This window comes from Cyclobacterium qasimii M12-11B (assembly GCF_000427295.1).
GTDB classification, from domain to species: domain Bacteria; phylum Bacteroidota; class Bacteroidia; order Cytophagales; family Cyclobacteriaceae; genus Cyclobacterium; species Cyclobacterium qasimii.
Genome location: NZ_ATNM01000029.1, coordinates 1 through 18,647, shown reverse-complemented (window position 1 = coordinate 18,647; position 18,647 = coordinate 1). Strand labels below are relative to the sequence as shown.

The window sequence follows — 18,647 nt, the reverse complement described above, 5'->3', positions numbered from 1 at the left end:
GCTATGAAGCAAGACGAATTCAATGAGCTATTCAGAAACCGCACCAAGACTCTGGCATTGCAGGTAATAACCTTATTGGGTGAACTCAAGTACAGTGATGCATTAGGCACAATAAGAAAACAATTGATTAGATCAGCAACCTCCACCGCTGCAAATTTCAGAGCAGTCTGCAGGGCCAGGTCTGAAAAGGAACGTTTCTCCAAACTATGTATAGTCGTTGAAGAGGCCGATGAAACCTTGTTCTGGATAGAAATGCTTACAGATGCAGGATTTATTTCCAAAGAAAAAATGACAGATTGCTATAAAGAAGCCGAAGAAATTTTAAAGGTAATGGCAGCCTATAAGAAGAAATTGCAACGGTAAAAGGATCGGTGATAGATTAACGAGGATAAATATCACTTCACTCCATCACCACATCACCACATCACAGATCACTACATCACCACATCTCTCCATCTCTCTAGTTCCACATAGTTTCAAACCCGTTACATAAGCCCCCTACCTAAAATACTCCCTATTCATCGCTACCTCTCCCAATAAAGGATCGTTTATCTCTTGCATTTTGGTTAGGATTTTTTGGTGAAGGGAATCAATGATTTCACGTACTTCGTTACTAGAATCATGAATAAGGTTTATGTTCTCTTCAGGATCAAGGGCGATATGATACAATTCATCGCGCTTGGGATCCATAAAGTCTCTGACGAGCTTCCACTCGGGTGTTCTGTAGCTTCTTAAAAATGAGGTAGCATAATTAACCATACTATACTCAGAATAAAAATCATTGTCCCAATCAGTAATCTTTTCCCCCTTAATCAAAGGCACAAGACTTCGCCCTCTTAATACATGGTCCTCTACAGAAGGAAGCCCAACTCCAGCCATTTCAAGGAGGGTAGGATAAATATCAAGAACAGAAATGGTTTCATTTATGATTGCCCCTGCCTGAGCAACTCCTTTCCAATAAACGATGGCAGGAATCTTAAGGGAGTTGTCGTACAAATTAGGCCGATAGCCTTCATTAATGTTTTCGGTCTCAGCGGGTATGCTCTTGGTGATCCATTTCCCATTGCCTTTATGTTCTATGCCATTATGCCCCATATTGTAGCCATGATCGGATAGAAAAACAACGATGGTATTGTCAATGATACCTGTCTCCTCAAGCGATGCCATGAGCCTTCCCACATTTCTATCCATACCTGCTGTACTTGCCAAGTACTCTCTCATCTTTCTTTTTGTTTTATCAATGTCCAGATCGGGATAATTCGGATTGGGTATTATTGGATCCATATTTTGGAATGGTGCCCAATCCTCATCCGCAACAGGCAACCACTGAGAATGAGGTGCCCGGGTGTTGAAACACAAAAGAAAAGGGGCATTTCTTGACTCCTCAATAAATGCAATGGCCTGATCGGCCAATATATCTGTCGTCAAACCTTTTATGATTTCCAACTTCCCATTTAATTCCAATTCTGGATTCTCAGGGCTTGTCCCACCACCTGGAAGACCCATGAAATAATCAAACCCATGGTTTTTAGGGTGGTACTTTTCTCCCTCTTTAGTTGTCCAGTCCCCCAAATGCCATTTACCGACAAGCCCAGTATCATACCCAGCTTTTTGCAACATCTCAGCAAATGTGATGCTTTGTGGATCAAGGCCGGCATTTACATTTGGGTCATATTTCAACTTACTGTGGGTTGGACTTACAATAAAATCCAGAATGTTGTATTCACTGGCATACCTACCTGTCATAATGCTGGTACGGGACGGGCTACACACCGGGGTGGTGGTAAAGGCATTGCGAAAAGTCACTCCTTTAGTCGCTAAATCATCTAAATTTGGAGTGAATGCATTGGGATCCCCCGAGGCTCCAAAAGCCCATTGTGCCTGATCGTCCGTCAGGATAAATAAAATATTGGGTTTTTCGGAAGTTCCCTGAAAAGCGTGAGCCACTGAGATGGATAAGAGCAGATAAATTGCTGCAAAAATTATTTTGCCTCTTTTGGTGTACATTTTCTTTAGGTTATTTATTTACGGGTTAGTAGCCTTCCTTCTAAACATTCACAATCTGGACAATTCACTGTCATTGCTTTTGTAAATGCTGATTTTCTTAAAAAAAAGGAAGGCCAAACATGGTTCATTATCAGAAACCAAGATAAAAAAATAACCTGGCATTTAGCTTTAACTGGAAGACTTTGCCAATAAAAAACAATCCATTCCCAGACATAGTTGGCAATTTATCCTTCAATTTATAGCTTTGCACCATGCAGACAAAGCCCTTTAAATACGTGTTCAGATTGCAATACTTAGGTATCCGATACCATGGCTGGCAAGTGCAAAAAGGAGTGAAAACCATTCAGGGAACGCTAGAAAGGACCTTCCGCTATGTGCTGCAACATGAAGACTTCAACATTTTAGGCTCGAGCCGCACAGATACGGGCGTTTCATGCCTGTATGGCGCCTTTGAATTATTCTTACCCCAGCCAATTAACCCAGAAGATTATATCAACGCTTTGAATGAGAATTTACCTTCTGACATTAAAATATTGAGTGGTCACCAATCCACTTATGCTTTTAACATCATCCAAGATGTTGCCCATAAAAGCTATGGGTATTATTTTGCTATTGGCGAAAAGCCCCACCCCATGTTTGCAGGCTCAGTAGCCTATGCCGGATTGGAGGTAGATTTAAAAATCATGGAAGAGGGAGCATCCCTATTTGAAGGAAAGCATGATTTCAGGAGATTCTGCACCCAGGGTAAAAACACCGATGACTTCGTAAGAAATATCACTCACTCCAAAATTGAAAAGCCACCTGAAGGCTATGTTTTTTTACCTAAAAATGACATCATGGTATTCAAGGTAATTGGAGACGGCTTTCTTATGCATCAAGTTAGAAGAATGGCTGCAGCACTTTTAATGTTGGGAAAAGGTGAAATTAGTCTATCAGAAATTCAAAATGCACTGGAGAGTCCTTTGAAAACACCATTGTGTGGAAAAGCACCTGCGAATGGCCTGGTTTTGGAGAATGTCTCTTTCACCGATGACTTATTTTAAATCGGGACTTCACTTATACGACAGTAAAACAGACACTTACACATTAACCACAAACACTACCTAAAAGAAAGACTTTAAGACAACAGGAGTAGCACTCTAAACCTAAAAGAATTAATTCTCTCAAATTTGTTTGATTTCTTCCAAAGGTTTTTTTGTTTTTAGGATTTCAGATTACCTTCGTAACTTCATCGATAAGAAGCAATACATTATGAGAACATGGTTTTTGTGTAAGGTAAAGTACGCCAAAGAAAATGAGGAGGGACTTCTCAAAAATGTCTCAGAACAATACCTAGTAGATGCAGTATCCTTTACAGAGGCTGAAGCCAGGATATATGACATGCTGGGCAGTGTCATCAGGGGAGATTTTCAGGTTACAAGCATCAGTAAAAGCAATATCGTAGATGTCTTTTTCTTCGAGGATGTGGATGTTTGGCATAAATGTAAAATCACCTATATCATCGCCGACGCTGACAGTGGCAAAGAGAAAAAGGTAACCCAATACATGCTGGTGACCGCTCACAATGTCAAGGAGGCATACGAACGTATCTACGAAAGTTTGAACAATATGCTGGTAAGCTTTAATGTTCCAGACATTTCTGAAAGCCAAATTGTTGAAATTTTCCCTTACGAGAAAGACGATGAAGAGTTAAATCCTGCCATTCCAGATAATCTGAAGCCTTTAGCTGAAGTCGAAAATGAAAGTGAGAATATAGAGGAAAACTAAACCTAAAAAAGGTTTACTCCCCTAAAATCAGCGAATCACTTCTTAATCTAACCTATCACAAACAATGTTGGGCTATAGGTTTTGAATCGCCTGGTCTTTATTTGATAATAAAAATTCAAGCCGAACCTACATTCTGGGTCCGCGAAATTATATATCATTACCCGAGATGGAGTAAATCCATCTCGGTTTTTTTATGGCTTTTTTTCAGGGATATGACCTCCAAATCCTCTCAGTGTTTTTATCGTTAAAACTTCATCCGAAACCCTGCTAATGAAGAAGCCCTGTCTAAAGAAGCGATAAAACCTTATTACATACCTCTAATATTTAAACTGATTATTTGTTAAAATTTAACCCCTTAGTAAAATAAGATCTATGGTGATCTGGTTTCCTTCTAAATTTCGTAAGTACAGGATTAATAGCCAATAATTAAACCAAAGTAGTTTTTATTAAATACGAAATGCGTTTTACTTTATATATTAATAAGTTATCACTAACTTGTCAATTACATAACAGGAAATTTTATAACATGAAAAGCACGCTATCCATATTAGTTTGTATCTTTTTATTATCATTAAATCCAGTTTTTTCCCAAGATAATCGCACAGACCGGCTTGGCATTGGTATTGGGCCGTCATTTATGTATGGAGACAACACAGGTGTTCATAGTAAATTCAAGTTCAAAGTTTTACCGGCACTTTCAGTCGATTACCAAAAAAAATAACTCCTTTTTTTGATGTAAAAGGAACCCTTGGCTGGCAAATGATAAACAGTGGTGATCACTACAATCAAGAACAAATCGATCTAATCGCTGAATCAAATCAACCACATGCCTTTTCAGGCAGTGTGTTCTATGGAGATGTAATGCCAATATACCACATCAACCCAAACTTAAGTGGCTATATACCTTCCTTGATAAAAGTTTACACAGGATTGGGATTAGGGTATTTCTACTCTAAGCGAACGGATGAAAAATTAATTCTAAATGACACAAGAAGACGCACAGAAAGCTACCCTGCTTCTGACGCCGGCGTATACATTCCTTTTCGAATAGGTGCATTTAAAGATTTAAAATCTGATGCTGATATAGGCTTTGAAGCCACCTTTATTTATAGCCCATTCAGTGAACTAGATGGAAACGATCTGCAACAAAAACGGATAAAAGCTGACATGTTGATGCAGTTTCAGTTTTACTATCGAATTCATTTAGGTTACAGGTACTGATCACATAAGTTAGGTTAATCGTTTTCGCAGCATTTTTGTTGACCAATAAAGAAAACTGGTTCAAACTTTTCAATAATAAACATATTCTACCTAAAGCTCGACTAGTCATCAAATGATGATAATTTTTTCATTAAGCAAAGTGTTAAAAAGCAGGAACACCTAAAAGACTGGAATTTTAAAACACCTGTCTATGCTTGTTTTACCGCAATATTAAACAATCCAGAAGTGTGACAGAACAACTCCGTTAATCCCTATCAACGCTTATCATTTAGCATTATGTGTTGTCATTGCAATTTAAATTCGGGATAAATTTTTTAAAAAGCCCATAACTTTTTAGATTTAAAAAAATTCACACCCAGATAATCTATGAAAATCAATAGTTATGTCCTGTTTCTCTCTCTCGTAGCTGCGCTGGGAGGTTTTTTATTTGGATTCGATACTGCTGTTATCTCAGGAGCAGAAAGACAGATTCAAGAACTATGGTCATTAAGCGATTGGAGTCATGGCTTGGCCATCGCTATCGCATTGTACGGTACTGTTATTGGCGCCTTATTTGGAGGCATCCCTGCAGACAAATTCGGTAGAAAAAAATCCCTTATTTGGATTGGGATACTCTTCTTCATATCTGCTGTCGGTTCCGCTATCGCTCCAGAAATATATTCCTTTATGGCCTTCCGTTTTATCGGTGGCCTTGGTGTAGGAGCATCCTCAGTGGTTGCTCCAATGTATATCAGTGAAATTTCGCCTGCCAAGAATAGGGGGCAATTGGTGGCCTTGTACCAATTCAACCTGGTCTTTGGTATATTGATGGCCTATTTATCCAACTACCTTATTGATTTGAATCTTGAAGAAAATAGTTGGAGGTGGATGTTGGGCATGGAAGCCATTCCAGCTTTTATTTACACTATATTGGTAATGAGAGTACCTCAAAGCCCTAGGTGGTTGATTGCTAAAAAAGGGGATTTTGAAAATGCCGAAAAAATTCTAAAAAGAACAGATCCTGAAGGTGTAGAAGAAGCAGTAAGACTTGCATTGGAAGAGAAAAAGGAAAACAAACTACAAGTAGGTTTTATGGCTTTGTTCAACAAGAAGTACATCAAAATAACCATGCTGGCTATTTTCATCGCCTTGTTTAATCAACTTTCAGGGATTAACGCCATCATTTACTTTGCTCCTAGAATTTTTGACATGGCCGGTATAAGTGCAGAAAGTGCTCTTTTATCGACAGTAGGTATAGGTGTAGTCAATATAGTTGCCACCATGTTAGGGCTCTTTCTAATCGATAGAATTGGTAGAAAAAAACTTATGTACATTGGCTCAGTCGGGTATATTATTTCCTTACTCCTAATTGCTTATTCATTTTCCGGAGCGGATATCAACAGTTCCTTTTTGCCAATATTTGTCTTTATGTTTATTGCCTCCCATGCTGTGGGACAAGGCGCTGTCATTTGGGTATTCATTTCAGAAATATTCCCTAATGAGCTCAGAGCGCATGGTCAGTCCATGGGATGTTTTACGCATTGGATACTTGCCGCAATAGTAGCTAATATTTTCCCACTTATGGCCAATCAATTTGGACCTATGGTCATCTTTGGCTTCTTTGCTGTGATGATGGTACTTCAATTTATCTGGGTATTTGTTAAAATGCCGGAAACAAAAGGACGATCACTTGAAGAAATTCAAAAAGAATTTGTAAAAGACAATGGTTAAAAAAATAATCTGCTTTGGTGAAATGTTGTGGGATGTATTTCCTAAGGAAAGCATTGCCGGAGGCGCACCTATGAATGTGGCTTTACACTTGCAACATCTTGGCTTGGATGTAAAAATGATCTCTAAAGTAGGAGATGATAAACCGGGACGTAAATTGCTCGCTTTTACCGAGAAATATGGTCTCAATCACGATTTAATCCAGGTAGACAAGGAATTTCCTACAGGAAGTGTTTTGGTAGACAACCAGGACAAAGAGAATATCAAATATGAAATCGTAAAACCTGTAGCTTGGGACCATATTCAATGGTCTGAAGAGATAGACAAGGCAGCAAGAAATGTAGACGCGATCGTTTTTGGTTCACTAGCAGCCAGGAATGAAGAAAGCATGGAAACGCTTTTCAAACTTTTGGAGGCTCCAGCTTTAAAAATTCTGGACATCAATCTTCGCCCGCCATATTACACCGCCGATCTACTCGATCGCCTAATGACCAAGGCGGATATATTGAAGATAAATGAAGATGAACTTACATTACTGGCAGATTTTTATGATTTGCCTAGTCAAATGGAAGCCGCACTGGAAAAACTGAGCGAGCTATTTTCATTTGAATTGGTCTGTATAACTTTAGGAAGCAAAGGTGCCGCTATATATCAAGACGGAGAGTTCATCAATCACCCAGGTTATCCTGTAGAAGTACAGGATACTGTGGGATCTGGTGATGCCTTTCTCGCTGGATTTATCAGCAAGTACCTCGCCAAAGAATCTCCAGAGAAAATACTTGACTTTGCTTGCGCTCTAGGCGCATTGGTGGCAACTTTTAATGGTGGTACACCTCAATATAAAGATGAAGACATAGAGGCTATAAAAAGCATTTAAAGCAACCATGGCAATAGGCCCTCTATTGCTAAGTATAATAAAATCCCCCGGAACACATACCCTGTTCCGGGGGATTTTATTTATAGGTCTTCTGGAAGTAAGCAAAGCCACTGTAAAAGGCCTTTTAACAACCCTAGCAATACATCTAAAGGTTTTTATACAAGATTAGAAGCTTATCCCTGCGGACAATTTAAATCCTCTATTGTAAACCGATGCCTCTGAATCTTTAAAAACAGGATTAATCCCAAAATTATAGCTTGCTTGAAGGTTAAAGCCCTTTGGTAAATTATACCCAACACCTACAACCACAGCTGCATCAAAATCACTAATATTGTCTGTATCCCAGCCATAAGTATTTTCTAACGCATCTGCTTCAAAACTCGATCCCAAAAGAACGGAAGCCTGAGGACCGAAAAATAAATTCACTCCATCGGTGGCATAAATTCTAAATAAGATAGGTAAATCCACATAATTTAAAACAGCTCTGGAATTTCCACATCATCATTTTAAGTCCCCTTAACAGCGTAATACAGTCCTGGCTCAATAAAAAATCGGGGTTCAAAACCTGGAAAGAAAAGAATTAATGCGCTAAAAACTATCTGGTAACGCCTTGGATGTACACATGCTTCTTTGGTCCAAAAAAAATCATTGTTGTAAACCTTATGAAAATACAAGCAAAAAAAGTACTTTGAGAATTCGCGTGTTCAAAATTCTTACTTTCCTTTTTTGCTATCAAAGCTCAGTAGAAGCAATTTTTCTACTGAGCCCTGAAGCAACAAATAAGACTGAAATGACACCATCTCAAAAAAATTAAAGGAAAGCACTATTAAACGACTCTCTTTTCTATATAACTAGAATTAAGAATGGCTAGGGCGCCCATGTATTTCAACTGGAATTTAATCAAGTCCCCTACCTTATAATTTTTGGGGTTTTCACCCAAATTAATAATAATCATATCAGAACTTGCGCCTAAGATTTCAAAGGCACCATCATCAGGAATAAGGTATTTGGGATCAACATCCAGAAGACCTAAATCCAGTATGGCGCGAAAAGAGGATTGCCCATAAAGAGAGGTATCGATTTCCAATACTTCACCTTGGGGATTTGCTGCCAAAGTACCTGTTGGGAGCAATGGCTTTTCCTGCATTTCGATGATCTCAGCAAACAATTCAAAGACATTGCTGTGCATGCCCTCAATGGTTTTTTCTTCAACCAAATCCACACCGAAATAAAGTGTTTCGCCAATTCTAAAGTGGTTCACACCCTTAGGCAATTGCTTGCGAAGCATAAGTGGGATGGTAACCGAAGTGCCTGCAGATACCCAAGGAATCTTTTTATTGAATTTAAGCTCAATGATCTGCTTGTAAAGAGAAAGCTGAATCAATTTATCTGCAGAGGGAAGCACCCCATTTAAGCAGTTCAAATTGGTGCCAAGCCCAATAACTTCAATGTTTGGCAATTCGAACACCTTGGCATAGAAATCAAGCAGATGGTCTCCCATCACCCCTTCACGGAGGTCACCGGTCTCCACCATAATAATAATTTTATGCCATCTATCCTGCTTTACAGCTTCATCACTAATCCATCTGATGGTATTCAATTCACTATTAAGACTGACGTCTGCATACCTTACCACATCACCAAGATTTCTTTTTGACGGTGGTTTTATATAAACCGTCTGAACATCTGGGTTTAATTCTTTTACTTTTGCCAGGTTACTAATTCGTGAATCATGGATTTCATTGGTCCCCATGTTGATCAACTCCTGTAGGTACATTCGATTACCGCAAAGAATTTTCGACACTATACCCCATGAAACGTCATTGACTTCAAACTCATTTTTCAGAAACTCAAAATTAGCTTTGAGCTTATCCCTGTATAGATTTAAGAACGCCATATTATCTTTTCAACCTCATTTCCAAGTATTTATTCTCAAAGCCTAATTTTTCGTAGAGAATTTTCGCCGGATTATCAGGCTCCACATGAAGCGCAACATCACCATGCGCCATATCTATAGCTGTTTGCATTAACTTTTTCCCCATGCCTTTGCCTCTTTGCGATGCATCTACAGCAATGTATACAATAATGTTTTCGGGAATATAACCAGACATCCCTGTCTTGTTGACCACCACAACGCCTACTACCTTCCCTTCTTCTCTAGCCAAAACTGAAAAACCACCTTTATCCGCAGCTTGATCTAGTGCATAATCGAGGCACCGCATGATATCCTCTTTAGGGTCACCATATTGATCAAGGTGCTCAAATAAAAAGTCAGCAATTTCAAGTTTTTGCAAATAGGTAGCATTGTCAATAGCCGATAGTGTTTCTAAGGTAAACATTTATAATTTTTAATTTAATTAAATATTAACTGTTCATTTATCAATCTTATATACAAGCAAAAACACTGCTAGAGATGCAAAAACCCCAAAAAAGTTAGGATCAAGACCAAATGGCAGAGAAAGCTCCAATAAAGACAATGCAGCAGTAGTAACGCCACCCACAATCATGGATGCCAAGGCAGCATGAGGTGAGCGCATGTTCCAAAATAAACCTGCAATGATGGGAACAAAGAGACCTGATACCATGAAAGCATATGAATACAACATAAGCTCAAGCACATTCGTCATTTGTAAAGCGATGACCAATGCTATCACTCCAATGAGCAAAGTAAAGAGCTGACTCACCCGCATGACAAACTTATCATCTTTGGATTTTAAGAACTTCCCAAATAAATCCGTGGTAAGGTTTCCAGAAGCGGCCATCAGACAAGAGTCAGCGGTAGAAAGTACCGCTGAAAAATAAGCGGACATCATCAGCCCCATAATGCCAGGAGGCAAAACGGTACTTAACAAAATAGGCAGTCCCATTTCTGGATCCAGGCTTTCAAGACTTCCTACGATCAACCCCTGCTCAAAAGCTACTTTGGCCAATAGGCCTAAGGAAACACCCATAAAGGCCATTATAGGCCATTCGAACAAACCTGCTATAAACCATGCTTTCTTGGCTGATTTCACATCTGCACTCGCAAATATCCGTTGGTATAGCGTCATTCCCACAAACCAAATCGGTAAAATAGTTATCCCCCAGTTGGCAAGATCCTGCCACCTTAAATTGGTCAATGAAAAATATTCATCAGGAAGCGTGGCCCTAATTACTTCCCAGCCACCTACGTGGTAATAAGAAATCGGCAACCCAATAAATATAAACCCCATCATCAGCACGATCCATTGGATGGTATCGGTATATATAACTGCTTTGAGGCCTCCCAATACTGTGTAAATGACTGCTATGATGCCCATAATTAGCAGGGCCGTGTTCAAGTCAAGAGTAGGAAAGGTTCCAGAAGCAAGCTTTGCCCCAGCAAGTAATTGGGAAGAGGTAAATCCAAGGTATCCGACGAAGGAAATTACGGCAGCCGCAATCCCTACTTTCTTGTCAAACAGGTGTTGGAAAATTTGTGGCAAAGTATAAAACTTTTCAAATGCTGGATTCGATTTTACTTTCGGAATCAAAAATACTGCAGCAATCCAGGCTCCCAAAAGACCGGTAAACAGCATCCAGCTACCGGAAAGCCCCATCACAAAACCTAATCCACCAAGTCCTACTGAAAAACCACCTCCTACATCAGTTGCTACAACAGAAAGCCCAATATGCCAACTTCCGATATTCCTCCCACCTACATAATAGTCATCCTGACCGGTGTTTTTTCTCATAAAGTAAAAGCCTACACCAAGCATAAATATCATGTAGACAATAAAAATAGATAAGTCTATAAGCTCCATTTAATTTAATTTTTTGATTAATTGCTAGCCATAAATAATAAAAAATATCGTAAAACCTAATGTTCACCACTAGAACTACCTACCAAGCTTTATTAAACCTATGGGGTATGGCAAAAAAAAAGACCGGAAATCCGGTCTTTAATTATGTTTGAAGTAAGTTTTAATGTTCCTCCGTACTAAGAGAAGCAGCAAAATATTCTCTATTCATTCTAGCGATATTACTTAAGTCTATCCCTTTAGGACACTCCGCAGAACAAGCACCTGTATTTGTACAAGCACCAAATCCTTCATCATCCATCTGGGCGACCATTTTCTCTGCACGTCCTCGTTTCTCTACCTTTCCTTGCGGCAATAAAGCCAACTGAGAAATCTTAGCAGAAACAAACAACATGGCAGAAGCATTTTTACAAGCAGCTACACAAGCTCCACAACCAATACAAGTAGCAGAATCAAAAGCTTCATCTGCAATTATCTTTGGAATAGGAATCTCATTGGCATCAGGAACACCACCAGTGTTCACTGAAACATATCCCCCAGACTGGATGATACGGTCAAATGAACTTCTGTCTACTACCAAATCTTTGATAATTGGAAAAGAACTTGCTCTCCAAGGTTCTATAGTAATGGTATCTCCATCCTTAAAAGAACGCATGTGCAATTGACAAGTAGTCGTTTGAGTTGGTCCATGAGGTTGTCCATTGATATATAAGGAACACATGCCACATATTCCTTCCCTACAATCATGATCAAAATGAACAGGATCATCTCCTTTTTCTGAAAGGTCTTCATTCAAAACGTCTAACATTTCCAAGAAAGACATGTCTGAAGAAATTCCACTTAATGTATAATCTTTAAAGCCCCCTTTATCAGATGGGTTTTTCTGCCTCCACACTTTTAATGTAAGATTCATATTATGATGAATTTTATAGGTTCAATCAATTATTTGTAGCTTCTCTGTGTAAGCTTAACATTTTCAAAAACAAGCTCTTCTTTATTCAAGACTTCTTCTTTCCCTTCACCTGCAAACTCCCAGGCGGCAACATAAGCGAAATTCTCATCATCCCGCAAAGCTTCTCCTTCAGGAGTCTGGTGCTCATCTCTGAAATGACCACCACAAGACTCTTCTCTATGCAGTGCATCAACTACCATTAACTCACCTAGTTCCAGAAAATCTGCAACCCTGTGTGCTTTCTCTAAAGAAAGATTAAGTTCTTCTCCAGTTCCTAAAACTTTAACATCGGACCAGAATTCCTTCTTAAGCTCTTTGATCATTTCTTTCGCCTTGGTAAGACCTGCAGCGTTTCTGGCCATTCCACAATAATTCCACATGATCTTACCCAATTTTTTATGGAAATGATCGACTGTTTTATTACCATTGATGGTCAACAATTGTTGCACCTTGGCTTTCACTTCATCCTCACATTTTTTAAACTCCGGATGATCTACTGAAATTTTACCATTAGGATGGCTTGCCAAATAATCTCCCAAAGTATAAGGGATGACAAAGTAACCATCTGCTAAACCTTGCATAAGTGCAGAGGCTCCCAATCTGTTTGCACCGTGGTCGGAGAAATTGGCTTCCCCAAGTGCGTACAATCCTGGTACATTAGTCATCAAGTTATAATCTACCCAAAGTCCACCCATAGTATAATGGACAGCTGGATATATTTTCATTGGCGTTTTATAAGGATTTTCACCGGTGATTTTCTCATACATGTCAAACAAGTTGCCATATTTACCTCTCACAGCGTCTTCACCATCTCTCAAAATGGCATCCCTGAAATCAAGGAATACTGCTTCACCTGTTTCATTTACTCCTCTTCCTTCATCACAAACGTACTTCGCATTTCGAGAAGCAACATCTCTTGGTACCAAATTACCAAAGGATGGATATTTTGTTTCCAGGTAATAATCCCTGTCCTCATCTTTGATGTCTTTAGGGGCTATTTCCTTTTTCCTTAATTTTTCAGCTGTTGGTATTGTTTTAGGTACCCATACCCTGCCATCGTTCCTTAGGGATTCAGACATAAGTGTTAGCTTAGACTGGTGATCACCTGAAACCGGAATACAAGTAGGGTGTATCTGGGTGTAACAAGGATTGCTAAAATAGGCACCTTTCTTATGTGCTCTCCAAGCTGCAGTCACATTGGACCCCATTGCATTGGTTGAAAGGAAGAAAACATTTCCATAACCTCCAGTACAAAGCAATACAGCATCTCCACTATGAGACTCTATGGCGCCTGTAATTAAATTTCGGGTAACAATCCCTTTTGCTTTTCCATCAATAGTAACTACATCCATCATTTCTGTTCTTGGATACAGTTTCACCTTACCATTGGCTACCTGTCTGCTAAGTGCAGAATAAGCACCCAATAGCAATTGTTGTCCAGTTTGTCCCCTGGCATAGAAAGTTCTTGAAACTTGTGCACCACCAAAAGACCTATTGGCAAGTAAGCCTCCATATTCTCTAGCAAACGGTACTCCCTGAGCAACGCACTGATCAATAATATTCACTGATACTTGAGCTAAACGATAAACGTTACCTTCTCTGGAGCGATAATCGCCTCCTTTAATGGTGTCATAAAACAGTCGGTAAACAGAGTCACCGTCATTTTGATAATTCTTTGCGGCATTAATCCCTCCTTGAGCAGCAATAGAATGCGCTCTCCTTGGGCTATCCTGAAAGCAGAAAGCCTGGACATTATAACCAAGTTCTGCAAGTGAGGCCGCAGCAGAAGCACCAGCCAAGCCAGTACCCACTACTATAATATTGTATTTTCTTTTATTGGCCGGATTGACCAATTTAACGTTAAACTTATGATTGGTCCATTTTTCAGCCAAAGGACCATTGGGTATTTTTGAATCAAGTTTCATCAATATTCAAATTTAATTTCCCTTTAATTTCTTAATTTTAGTCTCCTTAGCTTCCCTGTATAAACATTATAATGGGAATCAATGCAAATAATGCAGGAACTATGATGGCAAATGCCAATCCTAATTTTTTGATAAAAGGGGTGTATTTTTTATGATTGATCCCTAAGGTTTGAAAAGCACTGGAAAAACCATGGGCCAGGTGAAAAGCTAAAACCCCCATACTCACTACATAGAAAATAACATAAAATATATTCTGGTAAGCAGCTGAAACAATGGCAAAGGTATCTTTGTAGCTTACGCCATCATAGGTAACAATTGGCACCTCTCCAAACTTTAACTCGTACCAAAACCCTCTTAGGTGAACCAAAAGAAAGATAAGGATCAAAGTTCCTAAAATCCCCATGCTTCTGGAGCTCCAAGAGCTATTCTCTGAAGCTTTCGATACAGCATAACCAATCGGCCTGGATTTTTTGTTATGACGGGTAAGGATCGCAGCATACACAGCATGCAGAAGGATAAACCCGAAATTTAAAATTGAAACAATTCTGATCAATGGATTCGACGCCATTGTCTCAGCATAAACATTAAAGGATTTTCCATCATCTGGCAAAATTAATTGCAAGTTTCCAGCAAGGTGAACTACTAGAAACAAAATAAGAAAAATTCCCGTAAGGGCCATTATTAATTTTTTGCCCAGCGTACTATTTAAGGTTTTAGATACCCAACTCATATAATTTTTCGTTATTACGGTTTGATCTTTGTATTGACGCCAAATTTACATTTGTAATCAATAGCAAACAATCAAACAACTGTCAATCATCTTATTTTAAATAGTTCTAAATAATTTACCATTAAATTACCTATACCATTGATTAAACTTAGTCTGTACCTTTTTGTTTATGATCTCCTTCCTACCTGAATGAAAAAAAATATTCATTAAGCTAGATTAGAACCGGTTAGAAAATAAAAAGTTTGTTTCTCCCTTCTATTCCTTTGTTGTTTTTATTAAAAAACATCTTTGAGAGGGCTTAGGGGTAAAACTAATCGATAATAAAATACTACAGAAAATGAGAAATTCGCTATAAAGCTATAATTTAGGGTAACCATTGAAAAATAAAAACGTTTTGTTCTTAGGAGCAAGAATTTGATCCGATGTATCTTAGCGATACGGAGCTGATTCATGCAAACTTTAATAGGGCAACCCGCTGAAATAAACCATAATATGAAATATTGCTATTTTCTATTGGGCTTGATGGCTTTAATGCTGAGCTCTGTCTCCTCTTATGCCACCCATATTAGAGCAGGAGAGATCATTGCTGAAAGGGTCTCTACCCAAACATTGACTTACAAAATCACTGTTGTAGGTTATACTGACACCCGTTCATCTGTCATTTTTGGCCCAGGTGAAATCGACTTTGGCGATGGCAGGTCTGAGATATTGAATACGGAAAGTGACATTACCAGCACCGAGAATCTCGGAAATGACATTGAAAAAAACACATTTGTAATCACCCATACTTTTCAAGGGCCAGGAACCTATACCATTAGGTTTATGGAATTTAACCGGAATGCGAACACATTGAACATGGATCAATCTGTTGACACTCCATTTTATATTGAAACCATGATAAATATTGACCCCTTTCTGGGCGTCAATAATTCTCCTGTCCTAACCATTGCACCAGTAGACAATGGAGCGGTCAATCAAACTTACATTCATAATCCCGGAGCTTATGATCCTGATGGAGACAGTTTGGCTTATGTGTTGGACATTCCAAAACAAGCCTTTCAGCGACAGGTAAACAATTACCGTAGCCCTGCTTCAGGTGAATTTAGCTTTACCAAACAAGATGGTACCACACCAGCAATATTGGAATTAGACCCTGTCACCGGAGACCTTATTTGGGATGCTCCTGGTATAGCTGGTCAATACAATGTGGCCTTTCGAATAGAAGAGTGGCGCCTGGTTGCAGGAGAATGGACCAGAATCGGCTATGTTTTGCGTGACATGCAAATTATCATAGAAAACACAGACAATCGAAGACCTGAATTGATTATGCCTGATGACATTTGCGTCGAGGCGGGTACAGATATAACGGAGATTTTCCAAGGAATGGATCCTGATGGTGACCCTATTAAAATCGAAGTTTTTGGTGACCCGATAGAAATCACCTCATCTCCAGCTACCTACAATCCTATTTCCATTTTTCAATCCTCCCCAGGTATCGTTAATTTCGATTGGCAAACAGTTTGTAGCCATGTGAGGGCCCGTACATACCAAGTGAGGGTTCGAATAGCAGATGACCCGGATTCCGGACCTTCTTTAGTAGACATTAAAACCTGGAACATTACAGTAGTGGCTCCACCACCTAGTTTCTTTAATATTGAACAACAGCAGGGACGTTCAGCAGTAATAGAGTGGGATCCTTATGCCTGTGCGAACACAGCAGAAACCATGCAGGTTTGGCGTAGGGTTAACAGTGACAATTATGAGCCGGACTCTTGCGAAACAGGGATTAGACCGGGATATGAATTGGTGGGCACCACCAATATGGACGTGGTCTCTTTTGTTGACAATAATGACAATATGGGATTAAGCCCAGGAAACACATATTGCTACAGGTTAGTGGCTGCCTTCCCTGCTCCTAGAAGTGGAGAAAGTTATGTTTCGGATGAAATATGTATTACAATAGATGTAGACGTGCCACTTATCACCAATGTCAGTGTGGAGAAAACCAGCACTGACGAGGGCGAGATTTTAGTGAAGTGGACCCCTCCTTACGACATTGATCCTGTCTTATACCCTGGACCGTACACTTATGAATTAATTCGAAGTCAGGGATTTACAGGAACAAACGACCGTACTTCATTAATTACAACGAGTGACACGATATTTACAGACACTAATATAAACACTGAGAACCTGGTTTATAATTACCAAGTAATCCTCTTGTCTCAGGGAGTAATCACAGATTCCTCAAATACAGCGTCTTCAGTTCGCTTAGACCCTACTATTATCAATGAGTCCATCGAATTAAATTGGGAATTTGCTGTTTCCTGGAACAATGAAGTGGCAAAATACCCTCACTTGGTATACCGGAACAGAACAGACCCTGGTGCCAATGATACAGACAATTTTGTATTGATAGGTGAGGTAGATGTGACTCAGGCTGGTTTTGTTTTCCTGGATGATGGAAGTCACAATGGCATTCCTCTGGATACGGATAAAGAATATTGTTACTATGTGATCACCAATGGAGATTACAATTTAGATATTTTGGAATATCCTCTGGCGAATAAGTCTCAAATCGTCTGTGCAAAACCTGATGATGACAGATTGCCTTGCCCTCCGGTACTTTCCTATGAAGGCCCCGATTGCCAGGCATTCCTTGCAGATAAGCCCTGCAATTTCAGTGATTTCTACCATGACTTAAGCTGGGTACCAGACTTCTCTGGGAACTGTGATACAGAGTTGAATGGCTATAAAATTTATTTTTCAGAAACCGGAGAAGAAGGCACCTTTAACTTTGTCAAAGATGTTTCTGTCATCAATAATGAAACGAGAATAGATGGCTTAACCGATTTAAAAGGCTGCTATTACATCACAGCCATCGACCGTTCCGGCAACGAAAGCGCGCCAAGCAATATTGTTTGTATAGACAATTGCCCCTACTATGAGCTACCGAATGTCTTTACACCTAACGGAGACAATGTAAATGAAACTTTCCAAGCTTTTGACAATCCATATGTCAAATGTCCAAGATTTGTAGAAGCGGTTGCTATTAAAATTTATAATAGATGGGGCGTATTGGTTCACGAATACAATAGTGCTCAAGCAACCGAGAGAGACATTTACATCAATTGGGACGGAAAAGATCAAAATGGAAATGAGCTTCCAGCGAGCACTTATTATTATGAGGCCATCGTTATTTTCGATGTCATGGATGAAAATCTAAGGCAGAAAAAAATCAAAGGAACGGTACAACTCTTAAAATAAAAAATAAGCTAACGGTCAAAAGAGAATCGCTTTTGGTCAAAAGAATTTCGCCACCTAAATAAACCCGTCATTGCGAGGGGCAAAAAGGATTTTATTCTTATTCGATACACAGTAGTCCCGAAGCAATCTTTGTTATGGCCAAGATTGCTTCGTCGTACCTCCTCGCAATGACGTAGCGTGGCGATGCAATCCCATATCAAAACAGTCTGCTTAATCTCCATCCTGACAGTGACGAATCGTGGTGTAAAATCCTGAAACTATTCCGCAATTGGACTCCACGCGGCATTGCGAGGGACAATAAGGATTGTAATGCTTTATCGATTACTAGAAGTCCCGAAGCAATCCATGTAATAAAAGTAGATTGCTTCGTCGTACCTCCTCGCAATGACGAAGCGTGGCGATGCAATCCCCATAT

The 18,647-nt window shown here is 39.4% G+C and carries 15 protein-coding genes and 1 pseudogene; 7 read left to right on the top strand and 9 right to left on the bottom strand.

The genetic code is table 11. From position 1 onward, the window contains the following. Positions 1-3: 3 nt before the first annotated feature. Entirely contained in the window at positions 4-363 is a 360-nt protein-coding gene (locus ADICYQ_RS02650; protein WP_020890766.1) for a four helix bundle protein, read from the top strand. A gap of 135 nt (positions 364-498) precedes the next feature. On the opposite strand, the gene ADICYQ_RS02645 is transcribed toward ADICYQ_RS02650, so the two are convergent. Continuing rightward, the gene (locus ADICYQ_RS02645) at positions 499-2,007 is read right to left on the bottom strand and encodes a sulfatase family protein (RefSeq protein ID WP_020890765.1); all 1,509 of its coding nucleotides are present in this window, start codon (positions 2,005-2,007) and stop codon (positions 499-501) included. 275 nt (positions 2,008-2,282) lie between these two features. Between ADICYQ_RS02645 and truA the strand changes: the two genes are divergently transcribed. The 5 genes from truA to ADICYQ_RS02620 all read left to right on the top strand — a co-directional run bounded on the left by truA (position 2,283) and on the right by ADICYQ_RS02620 (position 7,579). Next, positions 2,283-3,050 (top strand): tRNA pseudouridine(38-40) synthase TruA, encoded by a 768-nt coding sequence (gene truA, locus ADICYQ_RS02640; protein ID WP_235114332.1) that lies wholly within the window; start codon positions 2,283-2,285, stop codon positions 3,048-3,050. A 208-nt stretch (positions 3,051-3,258) separates the two neighbouring features. Then, on the top strand, positions 3,259-3,774 hold the full coding sequence (locus tag ADICYQ_RS02635) for a DUF4494 domain-containing protein (protein WP_020890762.1): 516 nt from the start codon (positions 3,259-3,261) through the stop codon (positions 3,772-3,774). A gap of 759 nt (positions 3,775-4,533) precedes the next feature. Next, a complete protein-coding gene (locus ADICYQ_RS02630) occupies positions 4,534-4,995 on the top strand; it encodes a hypothetical protein (RefSeq protein ID WP_020890761.1) in 462 nt (153 codons plus the stop codon). 366 nt (positions 4,996-5,361) lie between these two features. Then, positions 5,362-6,705 carry a sugar porter family MFS transporter gene (locus tag ADICYQ_RS02625; protein ID WP_020890760.1) on the top strand — a complete coding sequence of 448 codons (1,344 nt, stop codon included), beginning with the start codon at positions 5,362-5,364 and terminating at the stop codon, positions 6,703-6,705. Then, positions 6,698-7,579, top strand: a complete 882-nt coding sequence (locus tag ADICYQ_RS02620; RefSeq protein WP_020890759.1) for a carbohydrate kinase family protein — start codon at positions 6,698-6,700, stop codon at positions 7,577-7,579. The genes ADICYQ_RS02625 and ADICYQ_RS02620 overlap by 8 nt, the downstream gene beginning before the upstream one ends. Before the next feature lie 165 nt (positions 7,580-7,744). Here ADICYQ_RS02620 and ADICYQ_RS26535 read toward each other — a convergent pair. The 7 genes and pseudogenes from ADICYQ_RS26535 to ADICYQ_RS02585 form a co-directional block, all read right to left on the bottom strand. Continuing rightward, a pseudogene (locus ADICYQ_RS26535) lies at positions 7,745-8,133 on the bottom strand (porin family protein); the annotation flags it as partial. 272 nt (positions 8,134-8,405) lie between these two features. Further along, on the bottom strand, positions 8,406-9,476 hold the full coding sequence (locus tag ADICYQ_RS02610; protein WP_040414192.1) for an alanine racemase: 1,071 nt from the start codon (positions 9,474-9,476) through the stop codon (positions 8,406-8,408). A 1-nt stretch (position 9,477) separates the two neighbouring features. Continuing rightward, the gene (locus ADICYQ_RS02605; RefSeq protein WP_020890756.1) at positions 9,478-9,918 is read right to left on the bottom strand and encodes a GNAT family N-acetyltransferase; all 441 of its coding nucleotides are present in this window, start codon (positions 9,916-9,918) and stop codon (positions 9,478-9,480) included. Between the two features lie 33 nt (positions 9,919-9,951). Beyond that, a complete protein-coding gene (locus ADICYQ_RS02600; protein ID WP_020890755.1) occupies positions 9,952-11,361 on the bottom strand; it encodes a sodium:solute symporter family protein in 1,410 nt (469 codons plus the stop codon). Positions 11,362-11,521: 160 nt separating this feature from the next. Beyond that, positions 11,522-12,271 carry a succinate dehydrogenase/fumarate reductase iron-sulfur subunit gene (locus ADICYQ_RS02595; RefSeq protein ID WP_020890754.1) on the bottom strand — a complete coding sequence of 250 codons (750 nt, stop codon included), beginning with the start codon at positions 12,269-12,271 and terminating at the stop codon, positions 11,522-11,524. Between the two features lie 29 nt (positions 12,272-12,300). Further along, a complete protein-coding gene (locus ADICYQ_RS02590) occupies positions 12,301-14,235 on the bottom strand; it encodes a fumarate reductase/succinate dehydrogenase flavoprotein subunit (RefSeq protein WP_020890753.1) in 1,935 nt (644 codons plus the stop codon). Positions 14,236-14,281: 46 nt separating this feature from the next. After that, complete coding sequence (locus ADICYQ_RS02585) at positions 14,282-14,965, bottom strand: succinate dehydrogenase cytochrome b subunit (protein WP_020890752.1); 684 nt, start codon at positions 14,963-14,965, stop codon at positions 14,282-14,284. A gap of 492 nt (positions 14,966-15,457) precedes the next feature. On the opposite strand from ADICYQ_RS02585, the gene ADICYQ_RS02580 reads away from it, so the two are divergent. Continuing rightward, positions 15,458-18,232 (top strand): T9SS C-terminal target domain-containing protein, encoded by a 2,775-nt coding sequence (locus tag ADICYQ_RS02580; protein WP_020890751.1) that lies wholly within the window; start codon positions 15,458-15,460, stop codon positions 18,230-18,232. Between the two features lie 196 nt (positions 18,233-18,428). On the opposite strand, the gene ADICYQ_RS28110 is transcribed toward ADICYQ_RS02580, so the two are convergent. Beyond that, on the bottom strand, positions 18,429-18,647 hold a 219-nt coding region (locus tag ADICYQ_RS28110; protein ID WP_235114307.1), incomplete at its 5' end, for a hypothetical protein.

What these genes read in the sequence shown, in the direction of transcription:
- ADICYQ_RS02650 (WP_020890766.1), top strand. Translation starts at nt 4, where the DNA reads ATGAAGCAAGACGAATTCAATGAGCTATTCAGAAACCGCACCAAGACT.
- ADICYQ_RS02645 (WP_020890765.1), bottom strand. Translation starts at nt 2,007, where the DNA reads ATGTACACCAAAAGAGGCAAAATAATTTTTGCAGCAATTTATCTGCTC.
- ADICYQ_RS02635 (WP_020890762.1), top strand. Translation starts at nt 3,259, where the DNA reads ATGAGAACATGGTTTTTGTGTAAGGTAAAGTACGCCAAAGAAAATGAG.
- ADICYQ_RS02630 (WP_020890761.1), top strand. Translation starts at nt 4,534, where the DNA reads ATGATAAACAGTGGTGATCACTACAATCAAGAACAAATCGATCTAATC.
- ADICYQ_RS02625 (WP_020890760.1), top strand. Translation starts at nt 5,362, where the DNA reads ATGAAAATCAATAGTTATGTCCTGTTTCTCTCTCTCGTAGCTGCGCTG.
- ADICYQ_RS02620 (WP_020890759.1), top strand. Translation starts at nt 6,698, where the DNA reads ATGGTTAAAAAAATAATCTGCTTTGGTGAAATGTTGTGGGATGTATTT.
- ADICYQ_RS02610 (WP_040414192.1), bottom strand. Translation starts at nt 9,476, where the DNA reads ATGGCGTTCTTAAATCTATACAGGGATAAGCTCAAAGCTAATTTTGAG.
- ADICYQ_RS02605 (WP_020890756.1), bottom strand. Translation starts at nt 9,918, where the DNA reads ATGTTTACCTTAGAAACACTATCGGCTATTGACAATGCTACCTATTTG.
- ADICYQ_RS02600 (WP_020890755.1), bottom strand. Translation starts at nt 11,361, where the DNA reads ATGGAGCTTATAGACTTATCTATTTTTATTGTCTACATGATATTTATG.
- ADICYQ_RS02595 (WP_020890754.1), bottom strand. Translation starts at nt 12,271, where the DNA reads ATGAATCTTACATTAAAAGTGTGGAGGCAGAAAAACCCATCTGATAAA.
- ADICYQ_RS02590 (WP_020890753.1), bottom strand. Translation starts at nt 14,235, where the DNA reads ATGAAACTTGATTCAAAAATACCCAATGGTCCTTTGGCTGAAAAATGG.
- ADICYQ_RS02585 (WP_020890752.1), bottom strand. Translation starts at nt 14,965, where the DNA reads ATGAGTTGGGTATCTAAAACCTTAAATAGTACGCTGGGCAAAAAATTA.
- ADICYQ_RS02580 (WP_020890751.1), top strand. Translation starts at nt 15,458, where the DNA reads ATGAAATATTGCTATTTTCTATTGGGCTTGATGGCTTTAATGCTGAGC.